Annotated in this window: 15 protein-coding genes; 9 read left to right on the top strand and 6 right to left on the bottom strand. The window is 62.5% G+C overall.

What is annotated here, in order from left to right:
• The first annotated feature begins 48 nt into the window (after nucleotides 1-48).
• Nucleotides 49-2,652: a cell cycle histidine kinase CckA gene (gene cckA / locus EEQ99_RS18860; RefSeq protein ID WP_047610036.1), complete on the top strand. Its 2,604-nt coding sequence runs from the start codon at nucleotides 49-51 to the stop codon at nucleotides 2,650-2,652.
• A gap of 132 nt (nucleotides 2,653-2,784) precedes the next feature.
• Here cckA and EEQ99_RS18855 read toward each other — a convergent pair whose 3' ends face one another.
• Together EEQ99_RS18855 and EEQ99_RS18850 are read right to left on the bottom strand one after the other, a co-directional pair.
• The gene (locus EEQ99_RS18855) at nucleotides 2,785-3,717 is read right to left on the bottom strand and encodes a pseudouridine-5'-phosphate glycosidase (protein WP_063475220.1); all 933 of its coding nucleotides are present in this window, start codon (nucleotides 3,715-3,717) and stop codon (nucleotides 2,785-2,787) included.
• A gap of 88 nt (nucleotides 3,718-3,805) precedes the next feature.
• Nucleotides 3,806-4,750 carry a carbohydrate kinase family protein gene (locus EEQ99_RS18850; RefSeq protein ID WP_127430914.1) on the bottom strand — a complete coding sequence of 315 codons (945 nt, stop codon included), beginning with the start codon at nucleotides 4,748-4,750 and terminating at the stop codon, nucleotides 3,806-3,808.
• A 229-nt stretch (nucleotides 4,751-4,979) separates the two neighbouring features.
• Between EEQ99_RS18850 and recA the strand changes: the two genes are divergently transcribed.
• Together recA and alaS are read left to right on the top strand one after the other, a co-directional pair.
• The gene (recA, locus tag EEQ99_RS18845) at nucleotides 4,980-6,074 is read left to right on the top strand and encodes a recombinase RecA (RefSeq protein WP_003540131.1); all 1,095 of its coding nucleotides are present in this window, start codon (nucleotides 4,980-4,982) and stop codon (nucleotides 6,072-6,074) included.
• Nucleotides 6,075-6,228: 154 nt separating this feature from the next.
• The gene (gene alaS, locus EEQ99_RS18840; protein ID WP_028758078.1) at nucleotides 6,229-8,883 is read left to right on the top strand and encodes an alanine--tRNA ligase; all 2,655 of its coding nucleotides are present in this window, start codon (nucleotides 6,229-6,231) and stop codon (nucleotides 8,881-8,883) included.
• A gap of 88 nt (nucleotides 8,884-8,971) precedes the next feature.
• Here the strand turns inward: alaS and EEQ99_RS18835 are convergent, their stop codons facing one another.
• Nucleotides 8,972-9,604, bottom strand: coding sequence for a LysE family translocator (locus EEQ99_RS18835; RefSeq protein ID WP_028758077.1), 633 nt, complete (start codon nucleotides 9,602-9,604; stop codon nucleotides 8,972-8,974).
• A gap of 127 nt (nucleotides 9,605-9,731) precedes the next feature.
• Between EEQ99_RS18835 and EEQ99_RS18830 the strand changes: the two genes are divergently transcribed.
• Complete coding sequence (locus EEQ99_RS18830) at nucleotides 9,732-10,583, top strand: AraC family transcriptional regulator (RefSeq protein WP_028758076.1); 852 nt, start codon at nucleotides 9,732-9,734, stop codon at nucleotides 10,581-10,583.
• Between the two features lie 51 nt (nucleotides 10,584-10,634).
• Here the strand turns inward: EEQ99_RS18830 and EEQ99_RS18825 are convergent, their stop codons facing one another.
• The 3 genes from EEQ99_RS18825 to EEQ99_RS18815 form a co-directional block, all read right to left on the bottom strand.
• Nucleotides 10,635-11,261 (bottom strand): glutathione S-transferase family protein, encoded by a 627-nt coding sequence (locus EEQ99_RS18825; RefSeq protein ID WP_028756196.1) that lies wholly within the window; start codon nucleotides 11,259-11,261, stop codon nucleotides 10,635-10,637.
• An 88-nt stretch (nucleotides 11,262-11,349) separates the two neighbouring features.
• Entirely contained in the window at nucleotides 11,350-11,796 is a 447-nt protein-coding gene (locus tag EEQ99_RS18820) for a GNAT family N-acetyltransferase (protein WP_028758075.1), read from the bottom strand.
• 69 nt (nucleotides 11,797-11,865) lie between these two features.
• The gene (locus EEQ99_RS18815) at nucleotides 11,866-13,077 is read right to left on the bottom strand and encodes an NADP-dependent isocitrate dehydrogenase (RefSeq protein ID WP_028756198.1); all 1,212 of its coding nucleotides are present in this window, start codon (nucleotides 13,075-13,077) and stop codon (nucleotides 11,866-11,868) included.
• A gap of 187 nt (nucleotides 13,078-13,264) precedes the next feature.
• Between EEQ99_RS18815 and EEQ99_RS18810 the strand changes: the two genes are divergently transcribed.
• The 5 genes from EEQ99_RS18810 to EEQ99_RS18790 all read left to right on the top strand — a co-directional run bounded on the left by EEQ99_RS18810 (nucleotide 13,265) and on the right by EEQ99_RS18790 (nucleotide 19,261).
• A complete protein-coding gene (locus tag EEQ99_RS18810) occupies nucleotides 13,265-13,792 on the top strand; it encodes a hypothetical protein (protein ID WP_028756199.1) in 528 nt (175 codons plus the stop codon).
• A 119-nt stretch (nucleotides 13,793-13,911) separates the two neighbouring features.
• Complete coding sequence (locus tag EEQ99_RS18805; RefSeq protein WP_097594362.1) at nucleotides 13,912-15,951, top strand: FUSC family protein; 2,040 nt, start codon at nucleotides 13,912-13,914, stop codon at nucleotides 15,949-15,951.
• A 4-nt stretch (nucleotides 15,952-15,955) separates the two neighbouring features.
• Nucleotides 15,956-16,786: an RNA methyltransferase gene (locus EEQ99_RS18800; protein ID WP_028756200.1), complete on the top strand. Its 831-nt coding sequence runs from the start codon at nucleotides 15,956-15,958 to the stop codon at nucleotides 16,784-16,786.
• Complete coding sequence (murI, locus tag EEQ99_RS18795) at nucleotides 16,767-17,567, top strand: glutamate racemase (RefSeq protein WP_127430913.1); 801 nt, start codon at nucleotides 16,767-16,769, stop codon at nucleotides 17,565-17,567. The genes EEQ99_RS18800 and murI overlap by 20 nt, the downstream gene beginning before the upstream one ends.
• A 179-nt stretch (nucleotides 17,568-17,746) precedes the next feature.
• Nucleotides 17,747-19,261, top strand: a complete 1,515-nt coding sequence (locus EEQ99_RS18790) for a helicase HerA domain-containing protein (RefSeq protein ID WP_127430912.1) — start codon at nucleotides 17,747-17,749, stop codon at nucleotides 19,259-19,261.
• The last annotated feature ends 218 nt before the right edge of the window (nucleotides 19,262-19,479 follow it).

The raw sequence follows: 19,479 nt of genomic DNA, 5'->3' as shown, positions 1-19,479 counted from the left end.
CGCTTTGTGTTCGTGCTACGAAGCGGGAGGGGCTTATGTGAGGAATACATGACGAAACCGCGTCAGGCCGACGATTATAACGCACCGCTTGTGGATCGTGGGGGGCGTTCTGGCACGGTTTTGCGCATTCTGCTGCTGGCGCTCGTGCTGATTGCTGCCGCCGGGGGCTTCGTCTTCTTCAAAAAGTCGCTCGACAACGAGATCGTGCTCGGCGGTCTCGGCGTGCTCGCCATGGTCGGCATCTTCTTCCTGGTGTCTTCGGTCATCGGCTTCATCGAGGTGATGCCGCAGCGCCAGTCCGACAGCCTGGCGCGCGCCTTCCTCAACAGCCATCCCGACGGGACGCTGATCACCGACGAAAAGGGCCGGATCATCTATGCCAATGCCGCCTATGGCGCGCTGACCGGCGCGCGCAAGGCGACCGAGGTGCAGACGCTGGAAACGCTGCTGTCGCGTCACCGCGAATCCAATGAAGCGCTCTACAGGCTGGTCAACGGGCTGCGCGAGGGCAAGGAAGGCCGGGAGGAATTTCGGCTGCTGCGCGCCGTCGGGCCAGGCAGCAACAGCTCCGGCGCGCATTGGTACCGGCTGAAGGCACGGCTGCTGCAGCCGGAGGAGAATAGCGGCAGGCCGCTGCAGATCTGGCAGATCACCGACATCACCACCGAGCGCGACGACCAGGAGCGCTTCTTCAAGGAATTGCAGAACGCGATCGATTATCTCGACCATGCGCCGGCCGGCTTCTTTTCCGCCGGCAGGAAGGGCGAGATCTTCTATCTGAATGCGACGCTTGCCGAGTGGCTGAGCCTCGACCTCACCAAGTTCGTGCCGGGCTCGATGACGATCGGCGACGTCGTGGCGGGCGAGGGGCTGGCGCTGATCCAGTCGGTGCAGGCCGAACCGGGTCTGAAGAAGACCGTGACGCTCGACCTCGACCTGCGCAAGACCAACGGCCAGAGCCTGCCGGTGCAGATCATCCACAGCGTCACCTCGATGCGCGATGGCGCACCCGGCGAAAGCCGGACGATTGTGCTGGCGCGTGAAAAGAGCGAGGCCGGCGGCCAGTCGGCTTCTGCCGCCGCCATGCGCTTCACCCGTTTCTTCAACAACACGCCGATGGCGATCGCCTCGGTCGACGGCGACGGGCGCATTCTGCGGACCAACGCACCGTTCCTGAAACTGTTCTCCGGCGTCGTCTCGCGCGACGATCTCGAAAAGGCGCCGCATCTCGAAACCATCGTGCAGGAGAGCGACCGGCCGCAGCTTGCCGAGGCGCTGGCGGCGGCCAAGGATCGGCAGGGCGATATCGCGCCCATCGATACCCGGACGCCGACCGACGAGGCGCGCTATTTCCGCTTCTATGTCAACGCGGTCATCGACCAGAGCGACGAGGCGCCCGAGGAGGCGGCGATCGTCTATGCCGTCGAGGTGACCGAGCAGAAGGCGCTGGAAGCGCAGATGGCGCAGACGCAGAAGATGAATGCTGTGGGCACACTCGCCGGCGGCATCGCGCATGATTTCAACAACGTGCTGACGGCGATCCTGCTGTCCTCCGACCATCTGCTGCTGCAGGCGCGGCCGGCCGATGCCAGCTTCGCCGACCTGATGGAGATCAAGCGCAACGCCAACCGCGCCGCCGTGCTGGTGCGCCAGCTGCTCGCCTTCTCGCGCAAGCAGACGATGCGGCCCTCGGTACTGAACCTCACCGATGTCGTCGGCGACCTGCGCATGCTGGTCGACCGGCTGCTCTCCGGCACCAACGTCAAGCTCGACGTGCAATATGGCCGCGACCTCTGGCCTGTCAAAACAGACCTTTCGCAGTTCGAGCAGGTGCTGATCAATCTCTGCGTCAATGCACGCGATGCGATGCCCGAGGGCGGCACGCTGACGCTGCGCACCAAAAACCTGACCGCCGCCGAGGTCTCCGCCTTCAACTATTCCTACATGCCGGCCGAGGACATGGTGCTGATCGAGGTGGCCGATAACGGCACCGGTATCGCGCCTGAGATCATGGACAAGATCTTCGAGCCCTTCTTCACCACCAAGGATGTCGGCAAAGGCACCGGCCTTGGCCTCGCCATGGTCTACGGCATCGTCAAGCAGTCGGGCGGTTATATCCAGCCGGAATCCGAAGTCGGCAAGGGCACGACCTTCCGGGTGTTCCTGCCGCGCCACATCCCTGAGCCGGCGGTCGCCGCCGAAGCAGGTTCCATCGACAGCGCCATCGCCGAGATCGGCGTGCGGCCCGAGGCGCCGGCGACACAGCAGCCGGAGGATCTGACGGGATCGGCGGTCATCCTGCTCGTCGAGGACGAGGAGGCGGTGCGCCGCGGCGGCAAGCGCATGCTGGAAACGCGCGGCTACACCGTACACGAGGCGGGCTCGGGCGTCGAGGCGCTCAGCATCATGGAAGAACTCGACGGCAAGGTCGATATCGTCGTCTCCGACGTCGTCATGCCCGAAATGGATGGGCCGACGCTGCTGCGTGAGCTGCGCAAGACCTATCCCGACATGAAATTCATCTTCGTCTCCGGCTATGCCGAAGATGCCTTTGCCCGCAACCTGCCGCCGGATGCGAAATTCGGCTTCCTGCCGAAGCCCTTCTCGCTCAAGCAGCTCGCTGTTGTGGTGAAGGAAACGTTGGACGGGTGAGTGGGGTGCGCCCGAGAGAGGGCGTGCCACACATCGCCTCTGGCACGGTTGTGCCGTGCCAGCCCCTCTGCCCGGCAGGCAGAGGGGCTTTTTCGGCACCATCTATCTGTCACGGCCATACCGACCTACCCGTCAATCCTCATTCCGCAGCGCCACCGCAATCTCGGCGGCAAGCCGCGCATTGTTCTCCACCAACGCAATATTGGTTTTCAGGCTCTGGCCGTCCGTCAGGTCGAAGATGGTCGAGAGCAGATAGGGCGTCACAGCCTTGCCGGTGATTTCGTCGCGCTCGGCGCTATCCAGCGCCCGCTCGATATAGATTTCCATCTCCTCGCGTGGGATTTCGTCGACTTCCGGCACTGGGTTGGCGACGAGCATGCCGCCGTCGACACCGAGCTGTTCGCGCACCGTCTGGAAATTGGCGATGGCGGCCGGGCTGTTCAGCGACAGCGGGCTTGATATGCCCGAGGAGCGTGACCAGAAGGCGGGGAATTCCTCGCTCTCATAGGTGACGACAGGCACGCCGCGGGTTTCCAGCACTTCCAGCGTCTTCGGAATGTCGAGAATCGCCTTGGCGCCGGCGCAGACGACGATGACGCCGGTTCGGGCGAGCTCCTCGAGGTCGGCTGATATATCGAAGCTTTCCTCGGCGCCGCGATGTACGCCGCCGATGCCGCCTGTGGCAAAGACGCGGATGCCGGCGCGCGCTGCCGCAATCATCGTCGCCGCGACCGTGGTGGCGCCGGTGCGGCGCTCGGCGATCGCGAAGGCGAGATCGGCGCGCGACACCTTCATCACCTCGGTCGCCTTGGCGAGCTGTTCCAATTCCGCGGCTTCAAGACCGATATGCAACGTGCCATGAATGACGGCGATCGTTGCCGGCACCGCTCCCTGTTCACGGATGATCGTCTCGACGCTGCGGGCCATCTCAATATTGCCGGGATAGGGCATGCCGTGGGTGATGATCGTCGATTCCAGCGCCACCAGCGGCGCGCCGCGCTGCTTGGCGCTGGCAACCTCCTTCGAATAGGCGATCGGCAGAAGAGGGGAGATGGGCTTGGTCATGGTCTTGTCCTATGATCGACAGAACATAATGCCGAAAAGTGTGGGCGGTTTTCGGACGGCATCATGCTCAACTCTTTAATTAGTCGCTTCAATGCAGAATTCTGATCTTGGGAACAAGGGCAAGCGCCTCATTCAAAAGATCCGGCGTCAGATTTTCGTTGACGGCGTGCCGCGACTGCACGGTCAGCGTGGCGGCCGCGGTGCCGTGGCGGACGGCTTCCTCGAGCGGCAGGCCGAGCATCAAGGCGGCGAGCGTGCCGGCCGCAAGAGAATCGCCGGCACCCGTGACATCGGCGACGGTGTCGGCGATCGGCGGCTGCAGCGTCACGGCGCGGTGCCCGCAAAGCGCGACGAGTTCGCGCCGGCCGCGAGTGACGACGGCATTCCTGATGCCGATCTCGTTCAGCAATGGTGGCCAGCCGGCGGCGTCTTCCGGCTGCTCACCGGTCAGGGCGGCGGCCTCGGCCTCGTTCAGGAACAGGTAGTCGATATCTCCGATGCAGGGTTTCAGCCTGACGACCTTGGCCGGCGAGATGGCGATCGCCGCGACGGGCTTGGCCAGGGAATGCGCCTTGGCGACGATCGCGGCGATCGTCTCTTCCGGCAGGTTGGCATCGAAGAGGATGAAATCATGGGCGTCGAAAGCTTCCCGCACCCAGCGGATGGATAGACGCCGCGGCACGAAGAAGCGGTAGAGATCCATGTCGGCCAGGGCGATCACCAGATTGCCGTCCTTCTCGATGATCGCCGTGTAGCTCGGCGTCTTGCGGTCGAGGAAGACGAAAGGCCGGTCGTCGATGCCGGCGAAATCGGCGGCTTCGCCGACCAGTTCGCCGTTGGGATCGCCGCCGCGCGGCGAGATCATCGTCACCTGAAAACCGAGCCTTGCGAGATTGCGCGCCGCATTGAAGCCGCCGCCGCCGGGCTCCTCGAACCAGGTGCCGGGATTGCTGGCGCCAGGCGCTGTCTCGCCGGAGATGCGGCCGCGCCGATCGATATGGGCACCGCCGAGAACGAGAATCTTTCTTTTCATTTCAGGCACTCTCCAGATGCCCGACGTGCGAATCGATGGGATGGGTTTTTGTGCGCGGGTGCCGGCACTTTACATCTAAGTCGTTGCTTTTCATCGATAAAACAAATACAGAACACGGGCCGTTTTACCTTTTTCTTTCAATTGTTTGATCGCCTATTGCGAGAGTGGAACAAATAGGGTACAAACTCGACATTGCTTGGGCGGCTTCAATAACCTAAAGGTGGATCGGATGTCTCAGAATTCATTGCGGCTGGTAGAGGACAAATCGGTGGACAAAAGCAAGGCGCTTGAAGCGGCACTCTCACAGATAGAGCGGTCGTTCGGCAAGGGCTCGATTATGAAACTCGGCTCCAACGAGAACGTTGTCGAGATCGAGACGATCTCGACCGGCTCGCTTGGCCTCGATATCGCACTTGGCGTCGGCGGCCTGCCGAGGGGCCGCATCATCGAAATTTACGGGCCGGAAAGCTCCGGTAAAACGACGCTTGCGCTGCAGACCATTGCCGAAGCGCAGAAAAAGGGCGGTATCTGCGCCTTCGTCGATGCCGAGCATGCGCTCGATCCTGTCTATGCCCGCAAGCTTGGCGTCGATCTGCAGAACCTTCTGATCTCGCAGCCCGATACCGGCGAGCAGGCGCTTGAAATCACCGATACGCTGGTGCGCTCCGGCGCCGTCGACGTCCTCGTCGTCGACTCGGTCGCCGCACTGACACCACGCGCCGAAATCGAAGGCGAGATGGGCGACAGCCTTCCCGGCCTGCAGGCGCGCCTGATGAGCCAGGCGCTGCGCAAGCTAACCGCTTCGATCTCGAAGTCGAACACCATGGTGATCTTCATCAACCAGATCCGCATGAAGATCGGCGTCATGTTCGGTTCGCCGGAAACGACGACGGGCGGCAATGCGTTGAAATTTTATGCCTCCGTGCGCCTCGACATCCGCCGCATCGGCGCGGTCAAGGAGCGCGAAGAGGTGATCGGCAACCAGACACGCGTCAAGGTCGTCAAGAACAAGATGGCGCCACCCTTCAAGCAGGTCGAGTTCGACATCATGTATGGCGAGGGTGTTTCCAAGACCGGCGAGTTGGTTGATCTCGGCGTCAAGGCCGGCATCGTCGAGAAATCGGGCGCCTGGTTCTCCTATAACAGCCAGCGTCTCGGCCAGGGTCGTGAAAACGCCAAGACCTTCCTGCGCGACAATCCGGATCTCGCCCGCGAGATCGAGTTGTCGCTGCGCCAGAATGCCGGCCTGATCGCCGACCGCTTCCTGCAGAACGGCGGACCGGATCCCGATGACGGCGATGGCGATGCCACTGCGGAAATGTAATTTTCGCGCTTGAACTCATCAGTCAGTTCCAGCCGGCCGCATTCCTGATGAGAATGCGGCCGGTTTTGTTTGTCTGCTGGACAGTGGCGGAGGCGAACGTTAAAAGCCGATGGATTTGTATTTACCTGCCTCCGGCAGCATTGAAGGGCATAGCATGAGCGGCGTGAACGATATCCGGTCGACCTTCCTCGACTATTTCAAGAAGAACGGCCATGAGATTGTTCCGTCGAGCCCGCTCGTCCCGCGCAACGACCCGACGTTGATGTTCACCAATGCCGGCATGGTGCAGTTCAAGAATGTCTTCACCGGCCTGGAAAAGCGTCCTTATTCGACGGCGACGACCTCGCAGAAGTGCGTGCGCGCCGGCGGCAAGCACAACGACCTCGACAATGTCGGCTATACCGCGCGTCACCTGACCTTCTTCGAAATGCTCGGCAACTTCTCCTTCGGCGACTATTTCAAGGAGAATGCGATCGAGCTTGCCTGGAAGCTCGTGACCGAAGGTTTTGATCTGCCGAAGCATCGCCTGCTGGTAACCGTCTATTCCGAAGACGAAGAGGCAGCGACGCTGTGGAAGAAGATCGCCGGTTTCTCCGACGACAAGATCATCCGCATTCCGACCTCCGACAATTTCTGGCAGATGGGCGATACCGGCCCCTGCGGTCCGTGCTCGGAAATCTTCATCGACCAGGGCGAGAACGTCTGGGGCGGCCCTCCGGGCTCGCCGGAGGAAGATGGCGACCGGTTCCTGGAATTCTGGAACCTGGTCTTCATGCAGTTCGAACAGACGGAGCCCGGCGTTCGCAACCCGCTGCCGCGTCCGTCGATCGACACCGGCATGGGTCTGGAGCGCATGGCCTGCATTCTGCAGGGCGTTCAGAGCGTGTTCGACACCGATCTCTTCCGGACACTGATCGGCGCCATCGAGGATACGATGGGCGTCAAGGCGGAAGGCAGCGCCAGCCACCGCGTCATCGCCGACCACCTGCGCTCCTCGGCCTTCCTGATCGCCGACGGTGTGTTGCCGTCGAATGAGGGCCGCGGTTATGTCCTGCGCCGCATCATGCGCCGCGCCATGCGCCATGCGCAGTTGCTCGGCGCCAAGGAGCCGCTGATGTACAAGCTGCTGCCGACGCTGGTGCAGCAGATGGGCCGCGCCTATCCGGAGCTGGTGCGCGCCGAGGCGCTGATCTCGGAAACGCTGAAGCTCGAGGAAAACCGCTTCCGCAAGACGCTCGAACGTGGCCTGTCGCTTCTGTCGGACGCAACGACGGATCTTTCCAAGGGCGATATGCTGGATGGCGAGACCGCCTTCAAGCTCTACGACACCTACGGCTTCCCGCTCGATCTGACGCAGGATGCATTGCGTGCCCGAGAGATCGGCGTCGACATCTCCGGCTTCACCGATGCGATGCAGCGCCAGAAGGCCGAAGCCCGCTCGCACTGGGCCGGTTCCGGCGAAAAGGCGACCGAAACCGTGTGGTTCGAGCTCAAGGAAAAACACGGCGCGACCGAATTCCTGGGCTACGACACCGAAACGGCTGAAGGCGTCGTGCAGGCGATCGTCAAGGATGGCGCGGTTTCGACCGAGGCCAGGGCCGGCGACAAGGTGCAGATCGTCGTCAGCCAGACGCCGTTCTACGGCGAATCCGGCGGCCAGATGGGCGATACCGGGGTGATCTCGTCCGACCACGGCAAGATCGAGATTTCAGATACGCAGAAGAGGGGCGAAGGCCTGTTCGTGCATCTGGGTACTGTCATCGAAGGCGTGGTCAAGGATGGCGATGCTGTCGCGTTGACGGTCGATCATGCCCGCCGTTCGCGCCTGCGCGCCAATCACTCGGCGACCCACCTGTTGCATGAGGCGCTGCGCGAAGTGCTGGGCACTCATGTGGCACAGAAGGGTTCGCTGGTAGCACCCGAGCGCCTGCGTTTCGACGTTTCGCATCCGAAGCCGATGTCGGCCGAAGAGCTGAAAATCGTCGAGGATATGGCAAATGAGATCGTGCTGCAGAATTCGCCGGTCACCACGAGGCTGATGAGCGTCGACGATGCGATCGCCGAAGGTGCGATGGCGCTGTTCGGTGAGAAATACGGCGATGAAGTCCGCGTCGTGGCGATGGGCGAGGGTGTGCGCGGCGCCAAGGCCGGCAAGCCCTATTCGATCGAACTCTGCGGCGGCACGCATGTCGGAGCCACCGGCCAGATCGGCCTGATCCGCGTTCTCGGCGAAAGCGCCGTCGGCGCCGGCGTTCGCCGCATCGAGGCCGTCACCGGCGAATCGGCGCGCGAATATCTGGCCGAACAGGACGAGCGCGTGAAGACGCTTGCCGCCTCGCTGAAGGTTCAACCGTCAGACGTTCTCTCGCGCGTCGAAGCGCTGATCGACGAGCGCCGCAAGCTCGAAAAGGAACTGGCCGACGCCAAGCGCAAGCTCGCCATGGGCGGCGGGCAGGGCGGCTCGGCCGATTCCGTGCGCGAAGTCGCCGGCGTCAAGTTCCTCGGCAAGTCGATATCGGGCGTCGATCCCAAAGATCTGAAGGGGCTCGCCGATGACGGGAAGACCAGCATCGGCTCGGGCGTCGTGACGCTCATCGGCGTTTCCGAGGATGGCAAGGCAAGCGCGGTCGTTGCCGTGACGCCCGACCTCGTTGATCGCTTCAGCGCCGTTGATCTGGTGCGCGTCGCTTCTGCCGCGCTTGGCGGCAAGGGCGGCGGCGGCCGTCCGGACATGGCGCAAGCTGGCGGCCCTGATGGCGCCAAGGCCGACGAAGCCCTTGAGGCGGTTGCGTCGGCACTTGCAGGCTGACCATCAGCCTGACGGCGTTTGACATGTGGACCGGCTGCGAGATCTGGATTTCGCAGCCGGTTTTATTTTGCGCAGAAGCCTGCGGCGGTCAGTTTCGCGCTTGCAAAGCGAGGCGGCAGGCGAGCCCTGTAAAAACAGTCGCCAGCATATATTGCGGCATCTTCGGAAAGCGGCTGAGCGAGGCCAGCCGCGTGCGAATTTGGCTTCCGAGAATAATGACGGCTCCATTGACGACGAGGCCGATGCCGTTCAGCACGGTCGCAAGCACCAGCATCTGCATCGTGATCGAGCCGCTTTGCGCAGTCACGAATTGCGGAAAGAGGGCCATGACGAAGAGGGCTATTTTCGGATTGAGCAGATTGGTGGCGAGACCTGCAAAGAAGATGCGTCTGCCCGAAAGCCGTCTCAATGTCGATGCTGGCGCAAAGGCGGTGACTTCCGAGCGGATTGTCTTATAGGCCAAATAGAGAAGATAGCAGCAGCCGGCCCAGCGCACTGCTTCATAGATAGCGGGCACCGTCACGAAGAGCTGAGAGAGCCCGAAAGCGGCGGCAAGGGCGTGGCAATAGGTGCCGAGTGCGATGCCTGCATAGGTCAGAAATCCGGCGGCGCGTCCCTGGCTGACACTGCGCGAGGCGATCAGCAGCATGTCGGGACCGGGCGTGGCTGTCAGCACCAGCGCTGCGGCGGCAAAAATCATCAATGTTGAAAAATCCGGCATCAGTCATTCCTTTTGGGTTCGAGCCGGACTTCCGCCCTATGCCGGATTCGTCGAAAGCGCAAGTCAGCAGGATTTGTCAAATCGGGTTATGTTCTTCTTTGGCCGATCGATTTGCACGAGGTTTGACATGAACGGCGAAACGGCATGGGCACTTTATGAAAACCGTCTGCGACGGGTTTCGGCCTATATTCACGACCATTTGGACGAGGAGCTGGATATGGAGCGCCTTGCCGAAATCGCCTGCATGTCGAGCTATCACTGGCACAGGATCTACCGGGCGATTTACGGCGAGACGCTGGCGGCAACCGTCAAGCGGCTCAGGCTGCATCATGCGGCAGGCGAGATCGTCCGCACGGAACTTGCCGTCAGTGAAATAGCGAAGCGATCAGGCTATCCCAATCTCCAATCCTTCAATCGCATCTTCAAGTCGGTCTACGGCATGCCGCCGGCCCGCTACCGGAAAGAGGGAAGCCACACAGCCTATGAGCCCTCACCCAACGGAAAGACCAAAGCGATGTTAGACGTTACCATACGCGAGATCGGGCCGATCGAGCTGATCGGCGTTGCCCATACCGGTTCCTACATGCAGATCGACAAGGCCTTCGAGACGCTGTTCGGCACGCTTTATGCCCGCGGCCTCGCCAAGCCCGAGATGCGGATGATCGGCGTCTATCTCGATGATCCCGATATCGTGCCGTTGGAAAAGCTGCGTTCGATCGCCTGCGTCACCGGCGCTGCCGACGTGCCGGCCGATGCGCCGTTCGAGCGGCGCACGATCGACGGCGGCGATTATGCCGTGCTGCGCCACAAGGGCCCCTATGCCAATATGCCCAAGTCCTATCAATGGCTCTTTGCCGAATGGCTGCCGAAGTCCGGCCGGCAACTGAAGGACAGGCTCATGTTCGAGGAATATCTCAACAATCCGCGCGAGGTGCCGCCGACCGAGCTTCTGACGGACATTCACATGCCGCTTGTCTGACGGCGGATATCTCCGGAGCGGCGGTCGGGCCGCCGCTCCAGGTTTTACAGATTAAGCCGCCTGCATCGTCTTGCCGGCTTCGTCGTCCAGCGCATTCGCGCGCTTGTAGGCCTCACGCCCGCTGATGCGGCCGAAATAATCGACGAAGGCCTGGCGCTTCTCGATACTGCCGAAACCGAGGCCCCAGCCGATATGCGAGCCGACATAGACGTCGGCGGCGGTGAAGCGTTCGCCGGCGACGTAGGTCGAGCCGGAGACCGCCATTTCGAGCGTATTCATGACGTCGCCGAAACCGCCGCAGCCGGCCATACGTAGGCGATCCTTCGGAATTTCGAAGCCGAGCCCCTTCATCGTTACCGCCGATTCGAGCGGACCGGCGGCAAAGAACATCCAGCGGTAATAGCGGGCGCGCTCCTCCGGCGTCGGCGCCAGCGCCTTTTCGGGGAAGGTGTCGGCGAGATAGGCGCAGATCGCCGCGCATTCGGTGACGATGGTATCGCCGTGACGGATCGCCGGCACCTTGCCCATCGGATTGACCGCGAGATATTCGGGCGCCTTCATGGTTTCGCCGAAGGTCAGCAGTTCGGTGCGATAGGGCTGGCCGATCTCCTCCAGCATCCAGCGCGCGATGCGGCCGCGCGACATCGGGTTCGTGTAGAATACCAGTTCTTCCGTCATGAGATCCTCCTCGTGCTGCCGTAATTCTGCGGTCTTGCCGTTCCCCGGAATCAATAGTGCGGCGAGGCCTTTGTGCAACCCCAGCCGCTTAAAGCGCCTTTCGGTACTGGATGAAACCCGAGCGCTCGGCGATCCTGTCATAGAGCCGCCGCGCCGTTGCATTGGTTTCATGCGTCATCCAATAGAGCCGGCCTGCGCCGTTTTTGCGGGCGAGGTCGGCGACGGCGTCGATCAGTGCGGCGCCGGTGCCGAGCCCGCGTTGGGTGTTTTCGACATAGAGATCCTGCAGATAGCAGGTCCATTGCGGCAGCCAGCAGGAGCGGTGAAAGATGGCATGGACGATGCCGACGAGACGGCCATCTTCATCAAAGGCGCCGAGCGCGTGCATCGGTTCGTCAGGATCGTGGAAGCGAGCCCAGGTGAGATCGGTGGTTTCGGGCGGAATGACCACCTCATAGAAGCGCTGATAGGCTTCCCATAAGGGTTCCCATGCGGCGCGGTCGGCGGGTTCAAGCGGTCGCAGGATGGCCGTCATCGGTTCATTCCCCAATTGAAAACGGCGGGGAAATCCCCGCCGTTTCGATCTTATCTCGGAAAGGCCGGCTTACGCCATGGCCTTCTGGAGGTTCTGGTCGATCTTGTCGAGGAAGGCGGTGGTGGACAGCCACGGCTGGTCGGGGCCGATCAAGAGCGCCAGATCCTTGGTCATGAAACCGGATTCGACGGTATCGACGCAGACCTTTTCGAGCGTTGCGGCAAAGCGGGCAAGCTCGGCATTGTCGTCGAGCTTGGCGCGATGCGCCAGGCCACGGGTCCAGGCAAAGATCGAGGCGATCGAGTTCGTCGAGGTTTCCTGGCCCTTCTGGTGCTGGCGATAGTGGCGGGTGACGGTGCCGTGAGCGGCTTCGGCTTCGACCGTCTTGCCATCGGGGGTCAGCAGCACCGAGGTCATCAGGCCGAGCGAACCGAAGCCCTGGGCGACGGTGTCGGACTGGACGTCGCCGTCATAGTTCTTGCAGGCCCAGACGTAGCCACCGGACCACTTCAGCGCCGAGGCGACCATGTCGTCGATCAGGCGGTGTTCGTAGGTGATGCCGGCTTCCTTGAACTGATCCTTGAACTCGGTCTCGAAGACTTCCTCGAAGATGTCCTTGAAGCGGCCGTCATAGGCCTTGAGAATGGTGTTCTTGGTGGAGAGATAGACCGGCCACTTGCGCATCAGCCCGTACATCATCGAGGCGCGGGCGAATTCGCGGATCGATTCGTCGAGATTGTACATGGCCATGGCGACGCCGGCGCCCGGTGCGTTGAACACTTCCTTCTCGATGACGGTGCCGTCCTCGCCGACGAACTTGATCGTCAGCTTGCCCTTGCCGGGGAATTTGAAGTCGGTGGCGCGGTACTGGTCGCCGAAAGCGTGGCGGCCGACGACGATCGGCTGCGTCCAGCCGGGAACCAGGCGCGGCACGTTGCGGCAAATGATCGGCTCGCGGAAGATGACGCCGCCGAGGATGTTGCGGATCGTGCCGTTCGGGCTCTTCCACATTTCCTTGAGGTTGAATTCCTTGACGCGGGCTTCATCCGGCGTGATCGTCGCGCACTTGATGCCGACGCCGTACTTCTTGATGGCATTGGCGGCATCGACGGTCACCTGGTCATTGGTGGCGTCGCGGTTTTCGACGGACAGGTCGAAATAGTCGATGTCGAGATCGAGATACGGATGGATCAGCTTGTCCTTGATGAGCTGCCAGATGATGCGCGTCATTTCATCGCCGTCGAGATCGGCGACGGGATTGGCGACCTTGATCTTGTTCATGTATCTGCCTCGTTCGAGCTTGAAGGGGGACGGGGTCCCGGGTGGGTGACGTGATGAGGAGCGCTATAGCATTGTGAACCGGGAACGCAAAGCTGCAACGGGTTCTGCAATGCGTTTTTGCTGCATTGCCAAGTGCCGGAATTCGGCTAGTGTCCGCCTTGATTTGCCGCCCCTCGGATATTCGACCATGAAGACAATCGCCGTTGTTATCGCAAGCCTTATCGCCTTTTCCGGCATCGGCCATGCCGCCGATGTCACCGCCCCCGTGAAGGAGATCATGGACGCGACCAAGAGCAACTGGGCGGACAATAACAGCGACTGGACCGACATCTTCGACGCAAGCCGGCTCGACCATCTTTACAGCCGCGATTTCGTCGCGAGATACCAGGCGGCGGCGCAATTTCCCGCGGTCGACGACGACGGCATATCGCCGTTCGACTACGACGTCATCGTCAACGGCCAGGATGCCTGCCCGCTGCAGGATCTGACGATGGCGGCAGCACCTGTGGTCAACGGGACGGCCGAGGTGACTGTGCGCTTCCAGAAATCCGCCTGCTCCGATGCGCCCGATGCCAAGGACTATACGACCGTTCGTTTCGAAGTGGTCGAAGAAGACGGCAAGCCAGTGATCGACGATATCGTCACCGAGAATATCGAAACGCAGGCCCGTGATTCCCTGAAGGCGACGATGGCGCTGATTGCCAAGGGCCAATAGACGCACCACATTCGATCGATGCCGAAGGATTCGAGCCCGGCGAATGTTCCGATCGTTGCCGTGGTTTGATTTCCGCTCTTGCGGCGGTATCTGTCGATCCTTCTGCGGCATGAGGGGCTTTGCATTTGTTTTCCGGTTTTCAGTTCCGCGACTGGCTGCTTGCCAATGATCCGGCGCTTTCGCGCCTGCGCATGGCCTCGCGGGTAACGCTGACGATCATCTTCTCATTTTTAATCCTTCTCGCCATCCATATGTTCATCCTGCCGTTGCCGACGGCGGCTTTCGGCCTCGGCATCGTGCTGTCGATCGAGGGTGGGGTGGCCGTTCGCGACAAGGGCAATACGCGCCAGCTGGTGACGCGGCTCTTCGGTTGCGTCGCAAGCCTTGGCGTCGTCGCCATCGCGGCGGGCCTCGAGGATCGCCGTTTATTCTCCGACCTCGTCTTCCTGGTGGTGATCGCGCTCGCATCGGCCGGGCGGGTGTTCGGGCCGCGCGGTTTTGCGATCGGCATGTTCGCCTTCACCTCCTATTTCATGGGCGCCTATTTCCGGCCTCCGCTGGCCGAGCTGCCTGATGTGGCGATCGGCCCCGTCGTCTCCGTGCTCGTCGGCCATCTGGTGAGAGCCGTATTGTTGCCGGACGACTGGCGGCGCGACCTGCTCCGCTCGCTCGAAAGTGTGCGCGGCCGGATCAACCAGATCCTCTTCAAGCTCGCCGCCCTCGCCGTCGGCGCCGAGATCGGTGAAGCCGACCGGCAGGAACTGCGCCAGTTGGAAGACCGGCTGAAGGAAGTGGTGCTGATGGCCGAAACCTTCATCCCGCGCCCGTCCGGCGGCGTTTTCGATGCCACCGCCGATCCGGCCGCAGAATTGGCGATCCGGCTCTTCGATGCGCATCTGGCCGCCGAGAGCGCAATCGTGCTGAGTTTCCAGAGCCCGCCGCCTTTTGCGCTCATCCATGCCGTAATCGAGGCCGATAGCACGGAACTTGCAAGATTTGCGGAGATGGCCGAAGCCATCAAGGACCAGCCGCAAGGCGAAACCGTGCGGGCGCTGCTCTGGCTCGGCGAGGCGCGGCAGCAGTTGACACAGGCGATCGGCGAGGGGCAGACCTCGGGATTCTCCGGCATCGACGCCGTCAAGGATACTGTGCTGCCTGAGAAGATCGACTTTTCCTTTGCCAATCCCCTGCTTCGCTCGGCGCTGCAGATCACGCTCGCCTCAGCGCTTGCCATGGCTTTTGGCCTGGCTCTCTCGCGCGAGCGCTGGTTCTGGGCGGTGCTTGCCGCCTTCCTCGTTTTCACCAACACCAATTCGCGCGGCGATACGGCGATGAAAGCGCTGTCGCGTTCGCTCGGCACCGTGTTCGGGATCGCCATCGGGCTTGTGCTGGCGACGCTGATTTCGGGCGAGCCTGATATCGCCATTCCGATCGCCGCCGTCTGCATCTTTCTGGCCTTCTATTTCCTGCAGGTTTCCTATGCGACGATGACCTTCTTCATCTCGATCGTGCTCTGCCTGGTCTACGGCATGACCGGCGTGCTGACGCTCGATCTGTTGAAGCTGCGCATCGGCGAGACCATGATCGGGGCGGCGGCGGGAACGGCGGTCGCCTTCATCGTCTTCCCCACGCGCACGCGCGGGGCGCTCGATGCCGCACTTGCCCGTTGGTTCCAGGCGTTGCGCGAGCTGCTTGGCGCGATCGGCGAGGGCAAGAGCGGTTTCGACCTGATCCGGTTGTCGCAGAAGATCGATGGCTGCTACCGCGACGTGACGGTGGCGGCGCGGCCCCTCGGCTCGTCCTGGTCGGTGGTGACGCGCCCGGGCCAGATCCGCCAGACGCTGGCGATCTTCCTCTCCTGCACCTATTGGGCGCGTATCCTGGCGAAGAGTTATGACGCGCCGGCCGCTGACGACAATCTGAAGACGCTGATCGCGGCGGATCTGGCGCTGATCGACAATGCGGCCCGGCGCGGCTCGAGCTGTTTCCTCATCAAGCGCAAGGCGTCGCGGACAACTGGCCGGCACCTGCCGCTATCGCGCGAGGGCGCGAAACTTGGGCTCGAAATGATCGGTTCGGCGCTGGAAAGACTCTATCCCCCTGCAGACGTCTTGCCGTTTGCAGCGGGCGAGGCTATTGCGCGCTCGAAACAGGGATAGGACCATGGCAGGTACGAACAGCGAGCGTCAACTTCTGGCCGAAGGCCCGGCCATCATTCTGGTCGAGCCGCAGATGGGCGAGAATATCGGCATGGTGGCGCGCGCCATGGCGAATTTCGGCCTTGCCGAACTGCGCCTGGTCAATCCGCGCGATGGCTGGCCGAACGAAAAGGCGCTGGCGACCGCTTCCAAAGCCGATCACGTGATCGAGGCGACCAAGGTCTACGACACACTGGAGCAGGCGGTTGCCGATCTTAATTTTGTCTATGCGACGACGGCGCGCGAGCGCGACGGCTACAAGCCGGTGCGCTCGCCCGTCATCGCCGCCGAGACACTTCGGGCGAGGTTCCGCGCCGGCGAGGGCACCGGCATCCTCTTCGGGCGCGAGCGCTGGGGGCTGACCAACGAGGAGGTGGCGCTTGCCGACGAAATCGTCACCTTTCCCGTCAATCCCGCCTTTGCCTCGCTGAACATTGCCCAGGCCGTGCTGCTGATGTCCTATGAATGGATGAAATCCGGCATGGAGGATCTCGGCGCCGTTCCGTTCCAGGCGATGGGGCAGACGCCTTCGACCAAGGAACAGCTTTTCGGCCTGTTCGACCAGCTGGAAGAGGCGCTCGATGCCCGCGGTTATTTCCATCCTGCCGGGAAAAAGCCGAAAATGGTCGACAATCTGCGCGCTGTCTTATCCCGCCGGGCTTTCACGGAGCAGGAAATCAGCGTGTTGCGCGGCGTCATCTCCTCCCTCGACCGCTTCTCGCGCAAGAGCCCGCGCGGAGGCCGGTTCCCGCCAGCGGCCAAGGAAACACCGCCCGATGACAGCGACGACGCGTGAGCTGAAACCTATTCTTCTCTTCGATTCCGGCATCGGCGGGCTGACCGTCTTGCGCGAGGCGCGCGTGCTGATGCCGGAACGCGGCTTCATCTATGTCGCCGACGATGCCGGCTTTCCCTATGGCGGCTGGGAGGAGCAGGCCCTGAAGGAGCGGATCATCGGACTTTTCGGCAAACTGTTGGCGGATCACGATCCCGAAGTCTGCATCATCGCCTGCAACACAGCCTTCACGCTTGTTGGTGCCGATCTGCGGGCCGCCTTTCCGCAGATGACCTTCGTCGGCACCGTGCCGGCAATCAAGCCGGCGGCGGAGCGCACGCGGTCCGGCCTGGTCTCGGTGCTTGCCACTCCCGGCACGGTGAAGCGAGCATATACGCGCGACCTCATCCAGTCCTTCGCACAGCAATGCCACGTCCGCCTCGTCGGCTCGGAGAACCTTGCGCGCATGGCGGAGGCTTATATTCGTGGTGACGCCGTCTCCGACGAGGCCGTGCTTGGCGAAATCGACCAATGCTTCGTCGAGAAGGACGGTCAGAAAACCGATATCGTCGTGCTCGCCTGCACACATTATCCTTTCATGGCCAATCTCTTCCGCCGGCTTGCGCCCTGGCCGGTCGACTGGCTCGACCCCGCCGAGGCGATCGCGCGCCGCGCCCGCACGCTGGTGCCGCTGGTCGCCGATGCCGTACACCCGGACAATTTCGACTTCGCGGTCTTCACCTCCGGCCAACAGGATTTCGCCACGCGGCGGCTGATGCAGGGCTTCGGCTTGCGGGCGTAGCGCGGCGACGGGATGTAGGATCGCGGCGATGGATCCTCTTCTCGGGTGAGCCCGGAATTGTCCTGTGGGTTGGCGAAATCCGGTCCTGAAAGATAGCGCATTCTTTGATAGACGGGGCGATGCCGTTTCGGAAGAATGGCGCTTCGTTCATGTGAGTCTCTTCGCCGCGAGGATCAGCATTGCAGGTTGGCATCGATATGGGATTGGCGTCCGGCAGCCCGGCGACGCTCGATATCGAGGAGCTGCTGGCGACCCGTCTGCTCGTGCAGGGCAATTCCGGATCGGGCAAGTCGCATCTGTTGCGCCGCCTGCTCGAGCAATCGGCGCAATGGGTGCAGCAGGTCATCATCGATCCCGAGGGTGATTTCGTCACGCTCAGCAACAGGTTCGGCCATGTCGTCGTCGACGGTGAACGGACCGAGGCGGAATTGGCGGGCATTGCCAACCGTATCCGTCAGCATCGCGTTTCCTGTGTGCTGACGCTCGAAGGCCTCGATATCGAGCAGCAGATGCGCGCTGCCGCCGCCTTCCTCAATGGCATGTTCGATGCCGATCGCGAATATTGGTATCCGGTTCTCGTCGTCGTCGATGAGGCGCAGATGTTTGCGCCGTCGGTCGGCGGCGATGTCTCGGAAGATGCGCGCAAGATGTCACTTGGCGCGATGACCAACCTGATGTGCCGCGGACGCAAGCGTGGTCTTGCCGGCGTGATCGCGACGCAGCGGCTGGCCAAGCTCGCCAAGAACGTCGCCGCCGAGGCCTCGAACTTCCTGATGGGCCGCACCTTCCTCGATATCGACATGGCGCGCGCCGCCGACCTGCTCGGGATGGATCGGCGCCAGGCCGAGATGTTCCGCGACCTGAAGCGCGGCAATTTCGTCGCTCTCGGACCGGCGCTGTCGCGCCGGCCGCTGCCGATCCAGATCGGCGCGGTGGAGACTTCGGCGCGCTCGTCCAGCCCGAAGCTGATGCCGCTGCCGGATGCGCCTCAGGATGTCGAGGACCTGATCTTCACGCCCGATCCGGAAGAATTCCAGCGCCCGCCCATGCGCCGCGCTGCGCCGGCGCCGCGGCCGACGACCGACATTCTCGCCGAACTCTCGCGCTCGACGCCGGCAGCCTCGGCCGCACCTGCCGAGGCGAGGGCGAGCCAGGTGGAGGTCTCTGCCGAGGAGCGGGAGGAGCGCCTTGCCGGCGTGCTTGCCGAAATCCTCGACGATCCCACCTCCGGTTTCCGCACCGATTCGGTGCTTTACCAGGATTTTCTCGTGCGGCTGCGCATGCGCCGCGTGCCGGGACCGCCGATCGCCCTGCCGGATTTCCGCCGGCGCGTGGCGATCTCGCGCTCGGGCGTTGATGCGGAAACGGCCGCGAGCGATGCCTGGGCGACGGCGCTGTCGCTTTCGTCAGGCGTCACCGACGATCTGCAGGGTGTCTTCCTGATGCTCGCCAAGGCGGCCGTCTGCGGCGAACCGTGCCCGTCGGACGCCCGGATCGCCCGCGCCTACGGCACCCATTCCGCCCGCCGCGCCCGCCGCCTGCTTGGCTATTTCGAGGAGCAGGGCATCGTCGTCGTGCACACGGATTTCTCTGGCAAGCGCATCGTCGCTTTTCCGGATATGAACTGCCAGACCGCACCTGGCGACGCCAACGCGCCTGATACAGGCGGCGACCAGCCGTTGGCGGCAGAATAGTGGTGCGTTCAGGCTGTGCCGCTGTTGACATTTTCATGACGGCCCTCTAAAGACCGCCGCAAGCACCGGGCAGCAATGCCCGGTGTTTCATTTGACATGTCCCGTGGATCGTTTCTGTTCGCTAACCGAAACATCCTGTCAGATCTCGGCAGAGATCAGAGGAGGGCGTGTTTCCTTCGTGCGGTTTGGTAACAAATCGTCATAAACCTTTGAAAGGA

This window comes from Rhizobium anhuiense (assembly GCF_003985145.1).
GTDB classification, from domain to species: Bacteria; Pseudomonadota; Alphaproteobacteria; order Rhizobiales; family Rhizobiaceae; genus Rhizobium; species Rhizobium anhuiense.
This window is presented reverse-complemented; position numbering and strand designations above follow the sequence as displayed.